Source organism: Coprococcus eutactus (genome assembly GCF_001404675.1).
Classification (GTDB): Bacteria; Bacillota; Clostridia; order Lachnospirales; family Lachnospiraceae; genus Coprococcus; species Coprococcus aceti.
Genome location: NZ_CYXU01000002.1, coordinates 490097 through 510649, shown reverse-complemented (window position 1 = coordinate 510649; position 20553 = coordinate 490097). Strand labels below are relative to the sequence as shown.

Genomic DNA, 20553 nt, shown 5'->3' with positions numbered 1-20553 from the left:
TTGTGATGATTGTTTAATAATTGTATTATTATGGATAGGAGGTGGTTTGCATGTTAGCTAAAGAATTAATTTCCTGCACTGTACTGTCAGGTTACAATATTCAGAAAGATATTGAGAACGCAAGATTCCACAGTGCGTTCTTTACATATGAAGAATCAATGATTAACGATGGCCTGATTCATCTTCTGGCCAACGGCGATATTTCTTTTGCTTATTCATGCAGTTATACCTTCTCTTTCATTCCGTGTTACCATTTCTTCTATATATATGAAGGAACTCTTACAGTAACATCGGGCAGCAGCAAATCATCATATTCCAAGAATACAGCCGCGCTTTTTGAGGCAGGATCAGAAATAACATACACCACGAACGGCAAGTGTCGTTTCTACGAGGCATTCATCCTCGGAGCTCCACTTCGCCTGTATCACGAGTTTCTCCCCGAATCCATATATTATAAAAAGGACTCTGCCGGAGCCTCTGTACTCTGGAGCCATCTTTCACTGATAAGCAGACTCCAGGGGGAGTTGTCTGCCACCGATATTTTTAGAATTTCCAAATGGTTTAATGATATCCTGACCGAATTATGTGTATTTATTGAAAACTCATCCAAGAAGATGGATTGTGTGCCTTCTTATCTTTTATCGATAAAGAATCAGATGGATACAAACTACGCCGAACCGATGTCGCTTGATGACCTCGAGGCAACTTACAGGATCAGCAGATACAGGATATGCAGAGAATTTTCATTTCACTTCGGTGAATCACCTATGCGCTATCTCAACAGTCGCAGGATCGATGCTGCCAAAAGGCTCCTTCTCACAACAGATCTGTCCGTCCACGAGGTCGGATCCCAGGTTGGAATCGAGAACACAAACCATTTTATAAATCTGTTCAAAAAAGACACCGGTACAACTCCGCTGTCTTTCAAGCAGGCTGCACCGGTGTCTATTTCCGATTTGCATTACAATTGATATGTAGTTTTATTATCGTTCTATTCTGGCAACGCTATCCTTTACCACGATTCGTCCATCCACGACAAATATGCCATCAGTATATTTTTCGTTGGATATCTTTTTTATAATCTTATGCATGGTTCTCTCTGCCATCTCCTGCATATTGATCTCGTATGTGGTCACGCCTATATCGCAGCTTCCAGGATACATGTAATTATCAAACCCCACAACGGACACATCCTCAGGAACTCTGTAGCCCGCAGCATTGAGTATCTTTATGAGCGTAGCTGCCGCAAGATCACAGTTGCACACAAACGCTGTAGGCATATTCTTTGGAAGTTTAAAACAGTTCTCCTCGTCAAACTGACCCGTCTTCACATCTCTGTCCGGAATAACCCAGTCTTCTCTGAGCGGAATATCATGCTCCAACAAAGACTTTATATAGCCCAAATATCTGTCAGTTATACTGTTCGTTGAACCTATCGTGCCAACATATGCAATATCTCTATGTCCCATATCATACAGATAATTAGTCAGCATATAGCTTCCATAGAAACTGTTTGCTATAACCGTGTCTATCGGTCTCGAATTGTCATAGTAATCCACATATTCTACAGGAACCTTGGCTGTCTTCTCCAGCTTTTCCAGGTATTCCTTACCCATGGAACCTACAACAACTATTCCATCAACCTTGTCGTCCTCCAAGAGCATAGGCATCTCAGCGTTCAATACACTATCTCTGGAAACAAACTCCAGCATAGTAAAGCAGCCTCTTGCCACCGCCTTTTTGTTAAGCACCTGATATAACTGCCAATAGAACGACGGATACTTTCCAAGATATATCTCTTGAATGAGAACACCAATATTATACTTTTTCTTTGCCGTCTTCTTTCTGATCTCAGATGGTGACTGGTATCCCATCTCATCTGCCAATTGTTTGATCTGTGCTCTGAGCTCCTCGCTGACACCCTTCTGATCTGAAAGTGCCTTTGAGACCGTCACGGTACTCACGCCAACAATGGCAGCTATGTCTCCCAATTTTACTGATTTTGCCATAACTAGTCCTTCTCACTTTATTTTTTCACGTGGTTAAATAACTTAATTTTTATTTTATTTTTAGGTTAAACTATTGTCAAGTACAAAGTGATACAGTCTGCTCATATAATCTCCACGCATAGTTTCAATGAGCATTCCGGCATTCATGAGTAGATCTCCCCCATACACTTTCTCCGTTCCGTCAAGTCTGTAATCTGTAGCCACGTCAAGCCCTAAAAGTTTTATCTTTCTACTGTGTACGTTAGGTCTTCCAAGCACCTGAACGTAAGTCACCAACGCCTCACTCTTATCCTTTGCAACAACCATCCAGCAATCATACAGTCCATTTTCCCTGTACGATGCAACCCTATAATAATCACCCTCCCTTACAAGATCATTATATTTATGATACATAGACACCTGCTCAGGGATCATCGCACGTTCTTCTTCACTTATTTTTGTGATATCGAGTTCATAGCCAAATGTTCCCGCTAGAGCCACATGTGCCCTGGTCATAAAAGGTGTACTCCTTCCAACTGTGTGATTAGGGCAATCCGACACATGGGCGCCCATGGTCGAAAGCGGATATATCAGTTCCGTTCCCTCCTGTATAGAAAGTCTCTCTATGGCATCCGTGTCATCGGAGCACCATATCTGCGGACTGTAGTAAAGCATGCCAGGGTCAAATCTTGCACCACCGCCCGAGCAGTTCTCAAGCAAAAGATCTGGGAAATCGTTAACAAGGCGCTCTTGCAGCTCATATACTCCAAGCACATACCTGTGAGCCAATTCTCCCTGCCTGTCTCCGGTGAATTCTACGCTGCCGATATCCGTGAGCTGTCTGTTCATATCCCACTTAACATACTCAATATTTGCTGATGAGATCACGTTATGCACACATTCATACACGTAGTCTCTAACTTCTTTTCTCGAGAGATCAAGCACGTACTGATTTCGCGATAATGTAGCCGTTCTCTCCGGAACCGCAAACGCCCAGTCGGGATGCTTTCTGTAAAGTTCAGAATCAGGGGAAATCATTTCAGGCTCCATCCATATTCCAAATTTCAGCCCCAGCTTATTCACCTCATCAACAAGATGTTTCAAACCGCCCTTGATCTTGTTTTCATTTACAAACCAGTCTCCAAGACTTGTGGCATCATCATTTCTATGTCCAAACCAGCCATCATCCATGACCAGCATCTCTATTCCATGTTCTGCCGCACTCTTTGCTATCGCAAGGAGCTTATCGGTATCAAAGTCAAAATATGTAGCCTCCCAGTTGTTGATGAGGACAGGTCTCTTCTGGTGAAGATATCTGCTCCTTATCATGTGGCATCTGTAAAAATCATGAAGATTTCTAGTCATCTGTCCAAGTCCATCATGGCTGTATGTAAGCACAACCTCAGGCGCTGTAAACGTCTCTCCAGGCGTGAGCCACCACTCAAATCCCTCTGAATGTATGCCCATGACTGCGCGTATGGAATCAAACTGTGATTTCTCTATCTGTGCGATGAAGTTACCCGAGTACACAAAATGCATTCCATATACATCACCCGTAGTCTGATCTGTCCCCTTTGTCATCCATGCCATAAACGGATGGTCCTGGTGGGATGACTCACCGCGGAGAGAGCTTACACTCTGCTTGCCATAAGCTATCGGGCGTCTATCGATCTGTCTCTCCCTGGCCCATGAGCCATGAAGAGTAAGCATCTCAAAATCCTCGTCATCCATGTCTATACATGCAGAATATACCTTTGTGAGCCTGATATCCTTATCACCTGCATTTTTCACGCTCACACTTCTGGTTATAACATCCTCATCCTCAAACACAGAATATATCAGGTCAACATCAATGCCACATCCCCCATCCATCATATGGACAACGAGAGTCTGAACCTCCTCTTCTCCCGCAAATGATGCCGGAAGGCCACTAATCCCCGGTTTTCCATTTACAATATCGTAATCCACAAATTTCAGATCAACGGTTCTGCTGCCATTTGCGGTCTTTACTGCAATACAACTCTCCCTGTAGTCTCCTATTCCATTTCCGGAATACTCTGTCGGAAATGTATCCATAAATGAACATCTCTCCCTGTTATTCTTGGACGGAACAAAAGGAGCCTCACACGTTCTCAAAAACTGATCACATTTCTGCGGACGAATCTTCTGTCCATAATATATATGTCCGACAAACCCCTCTTCATCGGCGATTCCGATACGATAACTCGTGTTTCTCGTATCAAGTTCAAATATTCTGTTTGCCTCATCATATCTTATGCTCATATGTATCTATAGTCTCCTCGTTTTATTTATGGGTATCACTCTCTGCTTATGTATTCAAGAAATTCAAGTGCAAGATCCATATTCTTGGCATTCTCGCCAAATCCCACTGCAGCATCCATTTCATACCAGCCGGTATCCTTCACCCAGGAATTATCACCGATCTTTATTCCGACAGGTATCTTCTCACCCGTTTCAATAACCGTTGCATACACAAACGAATCTTTATACTTTTCTTTCAGTTCATCAGTCAGTACCTTATCAAGATCCTGCATATATCCGAACTCTCCAAAACTCATGACAAGGTCTGTGTCGGCAAAGAACACGTCCACCGCATTCGCCATAAATTTGTTCTGTATAAGCTGTAGACTATCCTGACTCATGGCATCATTCGGATCAGTTGACACGCCGATCCCTGTACTTATACTGACATATTCCTTCTCCGCATCAAGACCATTTTCACTTAGGAATTCCTCATAATACGCCTTGTCGTTCGCCGCGGATTCCTGTTGTGTAGTGTTGACCGCAAGGATGTTGAGTGCCGCAGATTCCGCCGTAAAATGTTTTACGACAAGGAATACAACTATGCCCACAACAACAAGTGCAAATAGAGCCTTCGGAGCATAATACTCCAGTATGTATTCCTTTTTCTGCTGTTTGTTCATAAGGCTGAGTTTCTGTTTCTCAGACATATGCTCATCCACATCCAAGACGCTCTCCGGCTCTCGTTTCTCTTTTTCATCGGTTTTCTCATCGATGATATGTCCAGCGATACTTTTTATATTTTTCTTTTCTATTTCTCTCTCTTTTTTTATTTCTTTTTCTATTTCTTTTTCTGGCATATAATCTCCTATACTACTCCTATCCGCGTTTGCCACACACTGCAGTTACTTTATACATTGTAGCATTTTTTAGTTAATTTTTAAACAGATTTTTAGCATTTTTAACTATATTTTACTTTTACAAAAGGGACCTCAGCCTCAAAGCCGAGATCCCTCTTGTTCAGCGCATTGGCTGGAAAGTGCATTTACATGTTAAATTTTGTAGTATATGGAAGGAATGTTTTTTTAGCAGTAAATTCTGCCATATTTTGTGATTGTTTATTTAACAAGCTCCTGCACACATGCTTTCATCTCGTCTATCTTTGACATGGCATTTTTTAGGCTGTTTTCATTCACGCCAAAGTAGAATTTGATCTTTGGTTCATTTCCAGAAGGCCTAACCGCGAACCAGGCATTATTTTCCAGCTCATAGTACAGCACATTTGACTTTGGTAGACCCATGTGCTCCTCTTCGCCATCAAGCGGCTTGCGGATTCCGCTCACATAGTCCCTCATGCCGGTAACTTTGATACCTGCAAAGGTCGTAAGTGGATGGTTTCTGAAGTTCTCCATCATCTCCTTAATCTGTGCTGCACCATCTACACCCTTTAGAGTTATCCCAAACGCACCTTCAAAGTAATAGCCATATTTGCGGTAAACCTCTTCCATGGCATTACAGATGGTTTCTCCCTGCAGCTTATAAAATGCTGCTATTTCACATAAAATGACAACGGCTGCGCAGGCGTCCTTGTCACGAGTGTAGTCTCCTACCAAACATCCAAAGCTCTCCTCCATTCCGAAGATGAACTTGTATGTGTTGTTCTTCTCAAAGAGAAGTATCTGCTCACCTATGTACTTGAATCCGGTAAGTGTCTCTATATATTTCAGTTTGTAATTCTCTGCTATCGCCTTTGTAAGATTGGTGCTGACAACCGTGTTACAGATAGCTCCGTTTGCCGGCAGCTTGCCGACTGCCTTCTGCTCGCGGCATACATATTCTGCTATCAGGGCACCTGTCATATTGGCATTGAATCGGACATATGGATATGCCGGATCATCTGCAAATTCCGTGTCCTTCCAGATTCCCGTGCTGTCCTTGACGTATATTCCAAGTCTGTCTGCATCAGGATCTGTGGCCATGATAACGTCCGCATCAACCTTCTTTGCCAGTTCTATTCCCATGGCAAATGCTGATGGTTCCTCCGGATTTGGTGACTTGACTGTACTGAAGTCCCCGTCAGGAACAGTCTGCTCCTCTACAACATATACGTGCTTGAAGCCAAGTCTCTTGAGCACTTCCCTTACAGGTACATTTCCTGTTCCATGAAGTGGTGTGTATACTATCTTGATATCGTCTGCAACCTTCGGAATTATGTCGCCGTGGATGGTCTGCTTTATGAGCGCCTGATAATAGTTCTCATCAACACTTGCAGGAACCATACAGAACAGACCGTCTGCAACCGCCTTGTCCTTGTCCATGGTCTTGACATCCTCGTATCTCTCTACATCCGCCACATGCTTCAGGATATCCTGATCCTGAGGGGATACGATCTGGCTGCCGTCCTCCCAGTACACCTTATAGCCGTTGTACTCAGGTGGATTGTGGCTTGCTGTTACCACGATTCCGGCTATACATCCAAGCTCTCTCACTGCAAATGACAGTTCAGGTGTAGGGCGGAGTGCATCAAACACATAAGTCTTTATGCCATTTGCATTGAGACACAGAGCTGATGCCTCTGTGAACTCTGCTGACATATTTCGGCAGTCATGTGCAATTACTACACCTCTCTTAGCAGCCTCAGGGCCAACCTCAAGTATGTATTCTGCAAGGCCCTGTGTAGCCTTTGTAACTGTATATATATTCATTCTGTTGGTTCCAGCACCCATGATTCCGCGCATTCCGCCGGTTCCAAATTTCAGATTCTTGTAGAATCTGTCCTGGATCTCTTTGTCATCATCTGCGATACTTCTAAGCTCTTCCTTGGTCTTCTCATCAAAGCAGTCTGACTCAAGCCAGAACTTGTATTCGTCCATGTAACCCATCTTTTTTGCCTCCATCTTGTAATTATTTTTAGTCGCGACCGCGATCTTCGAACCTATTTTCTGCTGACATTTATTTGCCAGCCATTTCGTTTCTTACCAATCATCCCGTTTTATGAGAACATCGCCTTCACATTTGCTGCAAGCTCGTCAAGCTGCTCTGCCGCATCCTCCTGTGAGTTTCCCTTTACCCCGAGATAGAACTTGATCTTCGGCTCTGTACCTGAAGGTCTCACAAGGAACCATGCGCCATCCGCAAGCTGATAATATATCATGTTGGACTTTGGAAGCACCGCCGCCTCGGACTTGCCTGTCGCTGCGTCTGTCTCTGTTCCAAGCTTGTAGTCGTAGATTTTCTCCACGCTGTAAGTTCCGACCTTCTGCACCGGATTATCTCTCAGCGTCTGTATCATTGACTGTATCTTTGCAGCACCCTCACGTCCGTCAAACTTCATGGTCTGAACCTTCTCTTTGTAGTAACCATATTCCTGCCACAATTCAACCATTCTGTCCCACAGAGTCATGCCACGGTTCTTGTAGTATGCCGCAGCCTCACAGAGAAGCATCAGCGTTCCAACCGAGTCCTTGTCCCTTGCATATGTACCAGGCAGACATCCAAATGTATCTTCAAGCCCGAACACATAATTGTGTTCACCTGTCTGCTCATAAGCCCTCATTCTCGATGCTATATTCTTAAATCCGATCAGGTTGTTGCAGTCACAGAAAGTGTCGTACTTCTTACATATCTCCTTGACCATATTGGTGATAACAACCGTAGTTACAATCGCCGGATTCTCAGGCAGTCTTCCGCTCTGGGATCTCTGCATCAGCACGTAATCACAGAGGATCGCACCGAACATATTGCCCGTAAATTCTTTATATTCATTATTCTTGCTGTCATATCCATACATTCCGAGTCTGTCAGCATCAGGGTCTGTGACAAGAATCAGCTCGCCGCCGACCTTCTTCGCCAGCTCAAGACTCAGGGCATACGCCTCTGCGCCCTCAGGATTTGGAGATTTCACAGTTGGGAAATTACCATCTTGAACAGCCTGTTCCTCAACGACATGTACATCCTTGAAACCAAGTTCGCTGAGAACTCTTGTAACAGGCTTAAGGCCTGTTCCGTGAAGCGGAGAATATACGATCTTCAGATCTCCCGCCTTCTGAATCTCCTCCGGATTCATGACAAGCTTGTGAAGCTCTCCTATATATGCGTCATCGATCTCCTGACCGATCACATTCAACAGTCCTGCATCTATTGCAGCGTCCTTGTCCATAGTCTTAACCATGGAGAAATCTTCTATATTGTTGACCTCTGCAATGATCTCCTTATCCTGAGGAGATACGATCTGGGCTCCATCATCCCAGTAAACCTTATATCCGTTGTATTCCTTTGGATTGTGGCTTGCCGTTATATTCACGCCGATATTGCAGTGCAGATGTCTCACTGCAAATGAAAGCTCCGGTGTCGGGCGGAGCGCATCAAACAGATACACCTTCACGCCATTTGCACACAGGCAGAGAGCAGTTTCAAGCGCATACAGCGAAGCATTGTTTCTGTTGTCAAATGCTATAGCTGCCGACGGCTCTGATATTCCGATCTTCGCCAGGTAGTTAGCAATTCCCTGTGTTGCCATGCGAACCGTGTAAATGTTCATGCGGTTCGTTCCCGCTCCCATCACGCCTCGAAGTCCACCTGTTCCAAACTCAAGGTTTGTGTAAAATCTATCTTCAATCTCCGCTTCATTATCCTTTATGTTTACGAGCTCCTGCTTCGTAACATCATCTACCTGATCGCTGCCAAGCCACATCTCGTATCTCTGCTTTGCGTCCATCTTCTACCCCTTTCCTGACCTCACAGGCCACACAGATTTTTCCTTTTTATCTATCCACAATTTATCTTCCGTTCATTTTATTAGGCTATTTTTAGCTAATTTATTGTTATTTGTATAATATATTAAGCAGTTTTTAAATTCAATATTTAATCTTGCAATTTATATCACTTTGTTGCGCAGATGTATATTGCAGCCGTTTTATTATGGCGGTATTAACTAAAAGAATTATATTTTCTGCAATTGACTTGTAATATAACCGACCTTTTTTATTCCTTTACAGAGGCCATTTGTGATCTGCTCAAGATCAACCTGAGCGTTGTAGCCGGATTTGTGTACAGCAAGATCACGGAGGCACAGAAGGATCAGAAGGAGCTCGTAGTCCAGGTGGCATCCAGGGATCTGAAGAGCCGAATGCCGGAGTATGAACTGATCAGGATCATCGGTATACTGATCGATAATGCGCTTGAATCGACCGCCCCATTTGGCACTGCATATCTGTACCTGGACAGCAGGCAGAACCAGATAGAAATAAAAACAAGAAACAAGGGTTCCGTCAAAACCAACGAATTCCGCCAGAATATGTTCTCACCTGGATATACCACCAAAACCGGAGACAGACATGGCCATGGTTACGGTCTCTACAACCTGAAAAAACTGACCGACAAGTACAATGGTAAAATATATCTCGACACGGTAAATACCGACCAGGGAGACTACATACAGTTCGACGTAATCGTATAATGACAGCAAAGCGCCGTCCGGTCACCAGACCAGACGGCGCTTTTTTGTATTTGCTATATATTATACTTATGCTACTCTGCCAGCTTGTTGAGCTTCTCAACAAGTGCTGTCTGGAGAGCTTCAAGCTTTGCATCTGCATCATCAAGGCTTGTTCCCTTGATTCCGTAGTACAGCTTGATCTTTGGCTCTGTTCCTGATGGACGTACACATGCCCATGCGCCATCCTCAAGGTCGTAGTAGAGAACGTTGGACTGTGGAAGTCCTGACTCTGTGACCTCTCCGGTGGCAAGATCTGTGATCGTGTTCTTCTCGTAATCACGAACCTTGAGAACCTTGAGTGTATCGATCTGAGTAAGTGACTCAGCTCTGAGTGAGGACATGATCTTGCGGATCTTCTCTGCTCCTGTAACACCCTTGAGCGTTATTGTGTAGAGGCCTTCCTTGTAATATCCGTACTTCTCATAGAGATCAAGCATGTGATCCCACAGAGTGATTCCCTGGCTCTTGCAGTATGCTGCAGCCTCGCAGAGACACATAACTGCAACCGGAGCATCCTTGTCTCTTGCGTATGTTCCAACGAGACATCCGTAGCTCTCCTCCATACCCATTACGAAATTGTATGAATTATTCTGCTCGAAGAACTTGATCTGCTCACCGATGAACTTGAAGCCTGTTAGAACCTCGATGAGGTTGACATTGTAATCTGCAGCCAGTGGATCAGCCATATTTGTGGTTACAATAGTCTTGACCATGGCCGGATTCTTTGGCATGAGACCGCATTTTGTTCTCTCTCTGAACTGGTATTCAGCGATTATAAGTCCTGACATATTTCCTGTAAATGGCATATACTTGCCTGTCTTTGTATCGAGTGCGTATATTCCAAGACGGTCTGCATCAGGATCTGTAGCAAGAACTATGTCCGCATTCTTCTCCTTTGCCAGCTTGAGGGCAAGCTCAAATGCCTTTGGATCCTCTGGGTTTGGATACTCAAGCGTTGTGAACTCAGGGTCTGGAAGCTCCTGCTCAGGAACAATGTATACGTTTTTGAAACCAAGCTCGGACAGGACTCTCTTTACAGGTACAAGACCGGTTCCGTGGAACGGTGTGTATACGATCTTGATGTTCTCTGACTGCTCCTTGATGATCTCAGGATGAATGATCTGCTTCTTGAGTTCCTCCATATACGCGTCATCTATCTCGGCACCTATGATAGTGAGAAGGCCCTTGTCAAGTGCCTCCTGCTTATCCATGGTCTTTACTGTATGGAAATCTGTTACAGCCTTAACCTCTGCGATGATCTCTCTGTCCTTTGGAGCTGTGATCTGCGCGCCATCCTCCCAGTATACCTTGTAACCGTTGTACTCTGGTGGATTGTGGCTGGCTGTTATAACTATACCTGCTGTACATCCAAGCTTTCTGACTGCATATGAAAGCTCAGGTGTAGGTCTGAGTGACTCAAAGAGATATGACTTGATTCCATTTGCACACAGGCAGAGAGCTGCTTCTGCTGCAAACTCTGGAGAATACTTTCTTGAATCGTATGCTATTGCCACGCCCTTGTCCTGCGCATTCTGCTTCACAATGAAGTTTGCAAGACCCTGTGTAGCCTTGCGGACGGTGTAGAAGTTCATTCTGTTGGTTCCCGCGCCTATCACACCTCTGAGTCCACCAGTTCCAAATACAAGATCACGATAGAATCTGTCCTCGATCTCAGCCTCATCATCAGCTATGGCTGCAAGCTCCTTCTTGGTGTCCTCATCGAAATAATCATCTGTCATCCAAAAATCATATGTGTCTCTGTAACTCATCTTTCTACTTCTCCTTCTTTTTTCTCATTTAGTATGCCCTTTTATGAACGTTCTGCTGTTTGAGCAATCACTGCTCAGCGCTTCCTATTTTCTCAGGAATTCTAGTGGATCTCCCTCAGCCAGAAAATGTGTCATGAGGTATGCTCCTCTGAGCGACACCTGTTCCTCTGACAGGATTCTTCTGACCTCACCTCGGTCTGCGAGTATGACCTGTATGTCCTCTGTGCTCTCCTTGCTGTCGAGATTTGGTGTTCCTGTAACCGTTCCAAATACAGCACTGCTCATCTCATCCGTAAATCCCGGGCCCATATAGAATGGCCTTCTGTAGAGTTCTTCTCCGCCCTCATATACATCAAGGGTAAGCCCTGTCTCTTCCTTCATCTCCCTGACTGCTGCCTGCGCCGGAGTCTCATCTCCGTCCACCAGTCCTGCAGGAAGTTCATATATATATGCATCGAGTGGGTATCTGTACTGCCTTATGAGCACCAGCTTCGGCTCATCTTCCAGCTTAACTCCATATATAACTATTCCTTCCGGTTTTATATCGTGGGTCTTTATCTTGATGTCGTTCTCTTTATTCCTTGAAGCAAAGTAATAATTGAAGTCTTTTCCAGCCGTGTCAACCGCATCTATATGATAGAGGTTGAGGAACGGATTGTCTGTGAGTTTTTGTACGCCTTTGTATTTCTCTTTCACTTCATCACATCCCTTCTGTGTATTTTAATGTATTCAGCCGACCATACATTCGCAAAACCGCACGGTTCCCGTGTTCTTTCGCTGCTGCGCAGCTATTTTGCTCATTGTATGGGGCGGTGACTCTATTCGAGTCACCACAGGATAAGAACACCTGATTCTTACATGCAAGCATGTCGAATCCGCTGTTCTTATCCTGCACAGCTGAATATTTACCTTTATTCAAAATTAGCATAGTTTTTACAATATATCAAATTCTTTTTTAAGTAATTTTATCATTTTTTAGCTATTTTTAATGTTTTTTAGTATATTTGCGTCATTTTGCCATATTTTTCTATGTGATTCCTGGTTTTGATGCAGCTATGTTCCTCCTGATTCTGAATATTTTTTACTCAAAAAATCCGGACACTTTGATCTGCCCGGATTCCAAAAATGTTATGCAATTTATACTCTACTGATTCTCTGTCGATACCAGTTGATATTCTGCATCTCTCAACCTGCAGTAATAAAATGTCTGTCCAGCCTCCTCTGTGTAGGTTTCAAATACTCCCGTAACGATCACCTCACTCTGGTCCGCCGGGTAACCGCCTGGATATACTGCACCTCCACCAAGTTCAAATTCAAGCCCCTGACTGCAGCATGCCAGAGCGTCAGCTATGAGACAATAATTATAATATTTGTCGGTTATCGGATAATAGGATGCATAATACTTTCCTTCTATCCTTATCGTCTTGCCCTCATATTCCTCAGGTTTTGACATCATCTGATATACCGTCGCATATACAAGATCGCTTCCCATAAGTGTGAGATCCACATCCACACCCTCAGACTTGTATTGCGCTATAACTGAGCTGTCTCCATTCACGACCTGCCCATATGTTGGTTCTGATGTCGCCTCAGTTACAGATGCGGATTCTGTCTCTGTCGTGGTTTGCATCTCTGTTGTGATCGTCGTCTCTGTTGTGGCCGTCGTCTCTGTTGTGGCTCCCACCGACGACTTACTTTCCACATCACCATCGCCTGTTTTCTGATTAAGCACCTTATCCACTGCATTCTGTGTGTTCAAACGACTGCCCGCAGTCTGAGATGCTCCACCACAGCCTGTGATAGTCAGCAACATACTCAGCACCAATATTGACATAATTAATCGCTTAAATCTGTGTCTGCATCCATGCATTCTTCTATTTCTATTCATATACATATTCTTATCTCCTCATCACTTTCCCTGCTATACTGTTAAAAGCAAATATAACCATATCACACGCAACTATCGTAGAACCCACCGGTGTTGAAAATAATATAGATACCAGCATGCCGGTCAAAGTTCCCACAACTGACAATACAGCCGAATATAATACCACCGACCTGAAGCTATACATAACTCGCATTGCCGAAAGTGCAGGGAATACCAGAAGTGCCGTGATGAGCAGGGAGCCCACCAGGTTCATCGCAAGCACTATTATCACAGCGATTATCACAGCTAGAGCCAGATTATATGCCCCTGCATTTTTCCCGATTGCCCTGGTAAAACTCTCGTCAAATGTGACTGCAAATATCCTGTTGTAGAATAAACAGAAAAACGCTATTACACATATTGACATCACTATACACAGCCACACTTCTCCCATTGTCAATGTAAGTATTGAGGTTGAACCAAACAACGTTGAGCACACATCCCCCGATACATTTGCTGACGTGGAAAATACATTCATTATCAGATAACCTACGGCTAAAGCACCGACAGACATCATAGCTATCGCGGCATCTCCCTTAAGCTTCGCATTTTGTCCCGACATAAGTATGAGAATTGCAGCAGCCACAGTCACCGGCATCACTATGATCGTGTTGTTTGTCAGTTTCAGAACAGATCCTACCGCCATTGCTCCAAATGCAACATGCGAAAGTCCATCGCCGATAAATGAAAATCTTTTCAAAACCAATGTTGCACCGAAAAGTGACGAACACAATGCTATAAGAATACCAACCACAAGAGCATACTTAACAAATGGATACTGCATATAGTAAATTAACTTATCAACAAGCTGCACTCTGTCCACCACCTTTCTCATATTCTACCGAAATGATGTTCCAAAATCTGCTGTTCTTATATTCCTCTCTGCTGCCCCAGAACGAGCCCCCATGATTCATATGAAGCACATGTCCGGCGCAATCTATTGCCCTCAGATCATGTGATATCATGATCACTGCCACACCATTTTCATTTAACTGCTGTATCATCTGATAGAACTGTGCCGTTGCAACAGGATCAAGGCCAGTTACCGGTTCGTCAAGCAGAAGAAGATTCTCAGTTGCACACAGGGCTCTCGCCAGAAGGACGCGCTGCTGCTGTCCTCCCGACAAATGCCTGTAACATTTCCTGCGTATATCCCATATTCCAAGTCGTTCAAGTTGAGATTGTGCAAGCTGCTTTTCCTTTCTGCCATAAAAAGGACGTGCTCCGCACTTAGGCAGCGTTCCCGACAAAGCCACCTCCCATACAGTCGCAGGGAAATCCTTCTGCACAGGTGTCTGCTGCGGCAGATAGCCTATATCACGCGATGTCAGATCATCGCCAAACTTTATCTCTCCTGAAACCGGTTTCAACAGGCCAAGCAGAGTTTTTACCAAGGTACTCTTTCCCGCTCCGTTCTCTCCAACTATACAGAGATAGTCTCCCTTGTCTATACTGAAATTAAGGCCTGACGCAACTGCTCTTCCGTCGTACCCGACTGCCAGGTCTTTGCACGTTATATATGACATTTGTTTTCTCCTATAAATCTAAATTTGTATTATTGTTCAGCAATTAATTCAATGCTTGAGAAAGTACGTTCAAGTTATCTTCCATCACGTTCAGATACGTCTCACCATCAGCTACAGCCTTTGCAGTCACAGACTGCATGGAATTCATCGTCAGGATCTCCTGATTTTTCGAATCTGTTGTCTTCTTTATCGACTCTGCTATACTGTGATCTACACCCTCCATCGTCAGAATAACCGGAAGCTTTAACTCATCCACCTTCTGCGCAAGGAATGTTATTGTCTCAAAACCTGCCTCCGACTCAGCACTGCATCCCACAAATGCAGCATAGTAGGTAAGCCCATAATCATCCGCCATATATCGGAAAGGGAATCTGTCGCCAAACAGAATTGCCTGACGTTTTCCCTTAGAAACTGTTAGTTCGTACCTTCCATCAAGATCATTGAGTTCATCAACGTACTTGCCTGCATTCTCCATGTAATCAGATTTATTATCTGGATCAAGCGCCTGGATATTATCCGCCAACACATTCGTCAACGCCACTGCGTTCTTGAGTGAAAGCCATACATGTTCATCATACTCCGGGCCTTCCTCTCCTCCCTCTTCTTCCTCTGCCTGCATGCCTGGAACTACCTCTTCCTCTTTGACTGCAGTTCCCAAAGCGTCAAGCATATTTACAACCTTCATATCCTTATTAGTCGCTTCTTTCAGGGCACTATCCACCCAGCCATCAGACTCACCGCCAACATACACAAACATATCTGCGTCAGCTATCTTTGCTATATCCTCTGCAGTTGGCTGATAACTGTGAAGATCCATCCCCTGATCGAGCAGCATAGTAAGCTGAAACTTGTCGGAATCACCGCCTATAATATTGCGGATCCAGTCATACTGAGGAAAAGTCGTACATACAATGCTGTACGCCGCAGCATTTGCCGCATTTTCAGGCACACTGCCCCCTTTCTGATCAGCATCTGCTGCCGTCATTGATGCTCCGCAGCCACAAAATGCTGAAACAGTAAGTACCGATGCCATAACAAGGCCAAATATTCTATTTTTCATAATGATCAATAAACCTCCGAATTGATTGATAAAATTGACAGGCATATTTTGATGCCTATAATTGGGTAAATTTAATAAACTGCCTCTAGATCAAAAAACACCAATAATAAGTATTCGCCCTTATCTTTAGATGTATTTCCAGACGCAATTCTCAGTCAATATCCGTACTTTAAATCAATTCAGCAATTCCACCTTCAGGGAAACGAGCGTATCGGTACAATACTCGTGGGTATACACCAATACAACTCCAAGTGTGAACACACTTAAGAACGCCAGGAACACTGGCGTAGTTGACATTGTCTTTATATTTGAAAGGAACTGTGCAGCCTGCTGCAAATGCATACATATAGGACATTCCTGCCCCGTACAGTCATGCTCCACATTGCGCGCAATATAGCCGTAAGAGAAAAGTACTCCCGATACAAAGAACACTATAAGAATCCATGACATTATTCTCTTTTTACTCATTCTGCACACCTCCTTTTCATTGTAGGAATTTGGGGATATATAGTTTTCGTTGTGACCGTAACGATGCAATCCCATCTGTAACAATCACGTTTAGTTTAGACTACAGCGACTCCACAACGCCTCTGACAATCTTTGCAAATACCACATATCGACGATCTGTCACAGTCGATCATAAATCCATACCTCTCCTGAACTCCTTTAGCTATGTGATTCATGGTATCGCGGTCAATATGTATAACTCTTCCGCACTTAACACACTGCATATGAAGGTGTTCGTGACAACTATGATCAGCCTTTTCCATTCTATACATACTTGAACCACCATCAGCACTCTGATACTTTATCAATTTGTCCTGGGTAACCATGCGGTCAAGGTTGCGATATACAGTTGTTGTATTCGCATCTATGCCATTCTCATCCAAATACACACTTACATCAGCCGCGCAAAACCCTCTGTCCTGCCTCTCTGCAGCAAATGCCTCTATAGCCTGACTTATTCTCGTTTTATACTCCCTCGCCATAATATTCCTCTTTTTTGAATTTGCAAGTCATTTGCATTTTACTGTATCATAAATGGCTTTTAACTTTATGTCAACACTTTTTTATCACTTTTCCATCACTACTATCTTGTTTGATATATTGCTGACAAATGGTATTTTGCCAATGACTTTATATACCGGTATGAACTCAGCCATTCCTTCTACAAGACTGTGCTGTTCTATGTATCTGTATTTCGGTATGATCTCCGCCAGCTTCTTTCCATTTGACACGCCCCAGGAAAACCTGGCATGGCTTCCATGGATGGATTTCTCCTTGATATGCTTTGCCATGAACGGAGCCATAGTCTCTACGAGCACCGTAGCATGAGTAAATTTCCTGTCTATTATGTTGAATATTTTCTTCACATCTGCTTCTGTGAGATACATCGTAAGCCCCTCTATGATGACCAGCACAGGTTCGCCGGCATACTCTACCATGTCAGCCCATTTGTCGTCCATGGCAGATTCCGCTATCTGGTACACCGGTCCATCCTCCTGCAGGAACTTTGCCCTTACAGTCATGGTCTCCGGGAGATCAATGTTGTACCAGCCTTTATACCTACCCTCATTTCTATAGCAACGGGTGTCAAGACCACAGGCGATATTCACAACCACAGCACCCTTGTGCTTTTTCAGGTATTCTGATACAAGCTTATCAAGAACTATAGTTCGCGCTATAACTCCGCTTCCCATTGCCAGATCCTTGTCCGCCAGTGAAAAGTCATAATCCAGACTGTCCACTATCTCTATAGCCTTGCCGTCATATATGGCATGATCCGGCTTTCTTGATTCTTTCGCCCTGGCATAGAGTGTCTGGAGCATCGTCTCCGGGACTCCCGTTATATCTACCTTTGATCTGCTTACTGTATTGTTCTGTGTGCTAACCATTTTCTCATTTCCTCCTGCTTTTTAATTGTGCAAACGCATGAGAGGCGCTTCGCGCGGCGTTTACGTGCCTCACAACATGTCGTCAAGCGCAGCTTGATGACCTGCGCGCACATCAGTGCGCTTCCTCTGCCGGAATCCTCCCACTTACGTGGGTCCCTCCTTATAATGGAGCAAACGCATGAGAGGCGCTACGCGCGGCGTTTGCGTGCTTCACAACATGTCGTCAAGCGCAGCTTGATGACCTGCGCGCACATCAGTGCGCTTCCTCTGCCGGAATCCTCCCACTTACGTGGGCCCCTCCTTATGAAATATAACATTTGTCATGTTTTGTTATGTTCATAAAAATAAGAGGTTCATCATCGATGAACCTCTTTCTTTAAACTCTCTATCAACTTTTCTGTACCGCCTGTGGCATGAATGCCAATCTTTTCTGTCAGATACATTTTCTTCTCCACATCTACATCCTCGTTCAGTATCGCCATGGCTCCTTCAAGCCGCATCTTAGCCAGCACGCGAACCAAAGTCTCATCCGGCTCGCATCCAAGCTGTGACCTGTAATATGCCGCAAATGAATGTCTCATGAACTCCTCAACCCTCTGGTGATAATTCTCATAGCAGCTGCCGTCAGCGCCATGCATGATGATCATTACCTCTTCCCTGTGTGCCAGAAGGAATTGCATCATGATCTTATCTGCATCTACGCCCGTGGCGGGGTTCTCAATCTCCCCCTTCATAAGTTCTCCAAGTATGGCTTCATATTGGTTCACAAGCGGTTCAAGTATCGCCTTGAACAATGCCTCCTTACTCTCAAATGAAAAGTAGAAGGCTCCGGTGGTAACTCCCGCACTATTGCATATCATTCTAAGACTTGCCCTCTGGTAACCATTTTTAAGGAATTCCTCTTTACCTGCTTTTTTCAGTTTTTCTATCGTTTCACTGCGCTTGTCGTTTTCCATAACATATGTTATGTTAGCACAAACTAACTAGTCTGGCAACATATTTTTTATATGTAATGCCTTTCTTTACGCCCTGGCATTTTTCCTACTATCCACTACACACAACATTCTTTCAGTAACTTTAACGTATTCTTTCTTTCAGGTATTTCCTTACCGTCTCAAGCCCTCCAATCGGCACGCAAAACTTCTGGTCATGGTTCTTACATGCCTCATAAGTGTCCTCAAGATCAAACCAACTCACGCCGTCAAGCTCTTCCTTCTGGATCGTCAGGTCTGCTATGTCCACCGGTTTCTGGTACACGAACACAAATGCCACCTCATTGTCCCTGAACATTTTGCCGTGAAATTCCTTCTCATACTGTATTCTGAATGTTCCCGCAAAATCAAGGTCTTCATTTTTTGCATTTATGCCCAACTCCTCACCCAGTTCTCTGAGTGCCGACTCCATCGGTTCATCGCCTGCCTGTATATGTCCGGCAGAGGAAGTATCATACCTTCCGGGAAAAGAATCCTTATCCATCGACCTCTTCTGCAGAAGAACCTTATACCTTCCATTCTCTTGCTTCGCTATCCAGATATGCGCAGTCCTGTGGCATATGCCTTTTGCATGTGCCTCGCTTCTCTCCACTGTGTCTCCGGTAGGGTTGCCCTGTTCGTCGCATATATCAAAAAGTTCCATTATAGTGTACCGTCCTTATCCATTCATACATGAACCATTATTGTTTATCAACTCCGATTTGTAAAGCAAACAGCTAACATTTTTCTACTATTCTACACTTTGTATACTTTTATAAACGTTTTATAAAATATCAGTAATTACACTTGATATTGACCACTTTTTAGGATATCCTCAGATCACAATAAGTTACTAAATAAGTCAGCTCTAATTGACACTAACATTATTGAATGTTAGAATTCTTGTATGATATGATTATGGTAACCTTACCATGCGAAATGGGAACTTTAAGAGATGGGTGTTCTACCATATAAAACAAATGAACAATTTTAATATGGATGTTCTACCATACAAAATGGAACAATTTTATGGGAGCCCTACCATGCAAAAAGGTTTTTAAGAGCTGTGCATTTTAGCACAGCTCTTTTATATTCTCAGAAAGGCGATAATGGATATCCTAAATTTTTACTATATTGATTTAAAATACATAAGAAATCTGTCTCGTGCAGATGACAACGTAATGTCAGTCTCCCCTCAGGTAGGTAAGGAGAATCGACCATTTCTTGGAATAATCATTCTTATAGGTGGTCAGAAATATTGCATCCCCCTTACCTCACCAAAAAAGAAATTTGAAAATATGAAAAGCCAGATTGATTTCATCAAAATATTTGACCACAACAGCAGGCATCCTGAGTATTCTTCTAAAATCATAGGAATTCTCAATCTAAACAATATGATTCCAGTTAACAACTCAGTTATATCTAAGGTCAATCTGAAATTAAACCCTCACGATACCCCAGATAAAACAAAACGAAAGATTCTTATGCAGAAACAATTATCCTGGTGTCGGGATCATTCCGATACTATAATCAATAGAGCCAATAAAGTCTACTCTCTCATAACTGATTTTCCCGACAAAAATCGCAACCTTACAAAAAGATGTGTAGACTTTAATAAACTTGAGCAAATTTTATCTAAATACTCAGATGACTAAAAT

At 43.7% G+C, this 20553-nt stretch carries 19 protein-coding genes; 3 read left to right on the top strand and 16 right to left on the bottom strand.

Annotation, left to right across the window (positions count from 1 at the left end; genetic code table 11):
• Window positions 1-50: 50 nt before the first annotated feature.
• Window positions 51-971, top strand: a complete 921-nt coding sequence (locus ARA78_RS06645; protein ID WP_055272319.1) for a helix-turn-helix transcriptional regulator — start codon at window positions 51-53, stop codon at window positions 969-971.
• A 12-nt stretch (window positions 972-983) separates the two neighbouring features.
• Here ARA78_RS06645 and ARA78_RS06640 read toward each other — a convergent pair whose 3' ends face one another.
• The 5 genes from ARA78_RS06640 to ARA78_RS06620 form a co-directional block, all read right to left on the bottom strand.
• On the bottom strand, window positions 984-2009 hold the full coding sequence (locus ARA78_RS06640; RefSeq protein WP_022216158.1) for a LacI family DNA-binding transcriptional regulator: 1026 nt from the start codon (window positions 2007-2009) through the stop codon (window positions 984-986).
• A gap of 60 nt (window positions 2010-2069) precedes the next feature.
• Complete coding sequence (locus tag ARA78_RS06635) at window positions 2070-4271, bottom strand: alpha-galactosidase (protein ID WP_055280269.1); 2202 nt, start codon at window positions 4269-4271, stop codon at window positions 2070-2072.
• 35 nt (window positions 4272-4306) lie between these two features.
• The gene (locus ARA78_RS06630; protein WP_055224499.1) at window positions 4307-5110 is read right to left on the bottom strand and encodes a hypothetical protein; all 804 of its coding nucleotides are present in this window, start codon (window positions 5108-5110) and stop codon (window positions 4307-4309) included.
• Window positions 5111-5368: 258 nt separating this feature from the next.
• On the bottom strand, window positions 5369-7132 hold the full coding sequence (locus ARA78_RS06625) for a phospho-sugar mutase (protein WP_055280268.1): 1764 nt from the start codon (window positions 7130-7132) through the stop codon (window positions 5369-5371).
• 110 nt (window positions 7133-7242) lie between these two features.
• Complete coding sequence (locus ARA78_RS06620) at window positions 7243-8967, bottom strand: phospho-sugar mutase (protein WP_055280267.1); 1725 nt, start codon at window positions 8965-8967, stop codon at window positions 7243-7245.
• A 240-nt stretch (window positions 8968-9207) separates the two neighbouring features.
• Between ARA78_RS06620 and ARA78_RS06615 the strand changes: the two genes are divergently transcribed.
• Entirely contained in the window at window positions 9208-9708 is a 501-nt protein-coding gene (locus ARA78_RS06615; protein WP_055280266.1) for a sensor histidine kinase, read from the top strand.
• A 71-nt stretch (window positions 9709-9779) separates the two neighbouring features.
• Here the strand turns inward: ARA78_RS06615 and ARA78_RS06610 are convergent, their stop codons facing one another.
• The 11 genes from ARA78_RS06610 to ARA78_RS06560 all read right to left on the bottom strand — a co-directional run bounded on the left by ARA78_RS06610 (window position 9780) and on the right by ARA78_RS06560 (window position 19559).
• Window positions 9780-11516, bottom strand: a complete 1737-nt coding sequence (locus tag ARA78_RS06610) for a phospho-sugar mutase (RefSeq protein WP_022216152.1) — start codon at window positions 11514-11516, stop codon at window positions 9780-9782.
• A gap of 84 nt (window positions 11517-11600) precedes the next feature.
• Window positions 11601-12212, bottom strand: coding sequence for an NUDIX hydrolase (locus tag ARA78_RS06605; protein WP_055280265.1), 612 nt, complete (start codon window positions 12210-12212; stop codon window positions 11601-11603).
• Between the two features lie 448 nt (window positions 12213-12660).
• A complete protein-coding gene (locus ARA78_RS06600; protein ID WP_156329409.1) occupies window positions 12661-13404 on the bottom strand; it encodes a hypothetical protein in 744 nt (247 codons plus the stop codon).
• Window positions 13405-13414: 10 nt separating this feature from the next.
• Window positions 13415-14278, bottom strand: coding sequence for a metal ABC transporter permease (locus tag ARA78_RS06595; RefSeq protein ID WP_055280263.1), 864 nt, complete (start codon window positions 14276-14278; stop codon window positions 13415-13417).
• Window positions 14244-14969 carry a metal ABC transporter ATP-binding protein gene (locus tag ARA78_RS06590; protein WP_055145288.1) on the bottom strand — a complete coding sequence of 242 codons (726 nt, stop codon included), beginning with the start codon at window positions 14967-14969 and terminating at the stop codon, window positions 14244-14246. Before ARA78_RS06590 ends, ARA78_RS06595 begins: the two co-directional genes overlap by 35 nt.
• A 43-nt stretch (window positions 14970-15012) precedes the next feature.
• A complete protein-coding gene (locus ARA78_RS06585) occupies window positions 15013-16029 on the bottom strand; it encodes a metal ABC transporter substrate-binding protein (RefSeq protein ID WP_055280262.1) in 1017 nt (338 codons plus the stop codon).
• A gap of 174 nt (window positions 16030-16203) precedes the next feature.
• The gene (locus ARA78_RS06580) at window positions 16204-16497 is read right to left on the bottom strand and encodes a hypothetical protein (protein ID WP_015534692.1); all 294 of its coding nucleotides are present in this window, start codon (window positions 16495-16497) and stop codon (window positions 16204-16206) included.
• A 95-nt stretch (window positions 16498-16592) separates the two neighbouring features.
• A complete protein-coding gene (locus tag ARA78_RS06575) occupies window positions 16593-17018 on the bottom strand; it encodes a Fur family transcriptional regulator (RefSeq protein WP_015534691.1) in 426 nt (141 codons plus the stop codon).
• 84 nt (window positions 17019-17102) lie between these two features.
• Window positions 17103-17924 (bottom strand): class I SAM-dependent methyltransferase, encoded by an 822-nt coding sequence (locus tag ARA78_RS06570; RefSeq protein WP_055280261.1) that lies wholly within the window; start codon window positions 17922-17924, stop codon window positions 17103-17105.
• 356 nt (window positions 17925-18280) lie between these two features.
• Window positions 18281-18880, bottom strand: a complete 600-nt coding sequence (locus ARA78_RS06565) for a TetR/AcrR family transcriptional regulator (RefSeq protein WP_055280260.1) — start codon at window positions 18878-18880, stop codon at window positions 18281-18283.
• Window positions 18881-19001: 121 nt separating this feature from the next.
• Window positions 19002-19559 carry an NUDIX hydrolase gene (locus ARA78_RS06560; protein WP_055280259.1) on the bottom strand — a complete coding sequence of 186 codons (558 nt, stop codon included), beginning with the start codon at window positions 19557-19559 and terminating at the stop codon, window positions 19002-19004.
• Window positions 19560-20004: 445 nt separating this feature from the next.
• Here ARA78_RS06560 and ARA78_RS06555 point away from each other — a divergent pair, with 445 nt between their 5' ends.
• On the top strand, window positions 20005-20550 hold the full coding sequence (locus ARA78_RS06555) for a type III toxin-antitoxin system ToxN/AbiQ family toxin (protein ID WP_055280258.1): 546 nt from the start codon (window positions 20005-20007) through the stop codon (window positions 20548-20550).
• Window positions 20551-20553 lie beyond the last annotated feature (3 nt).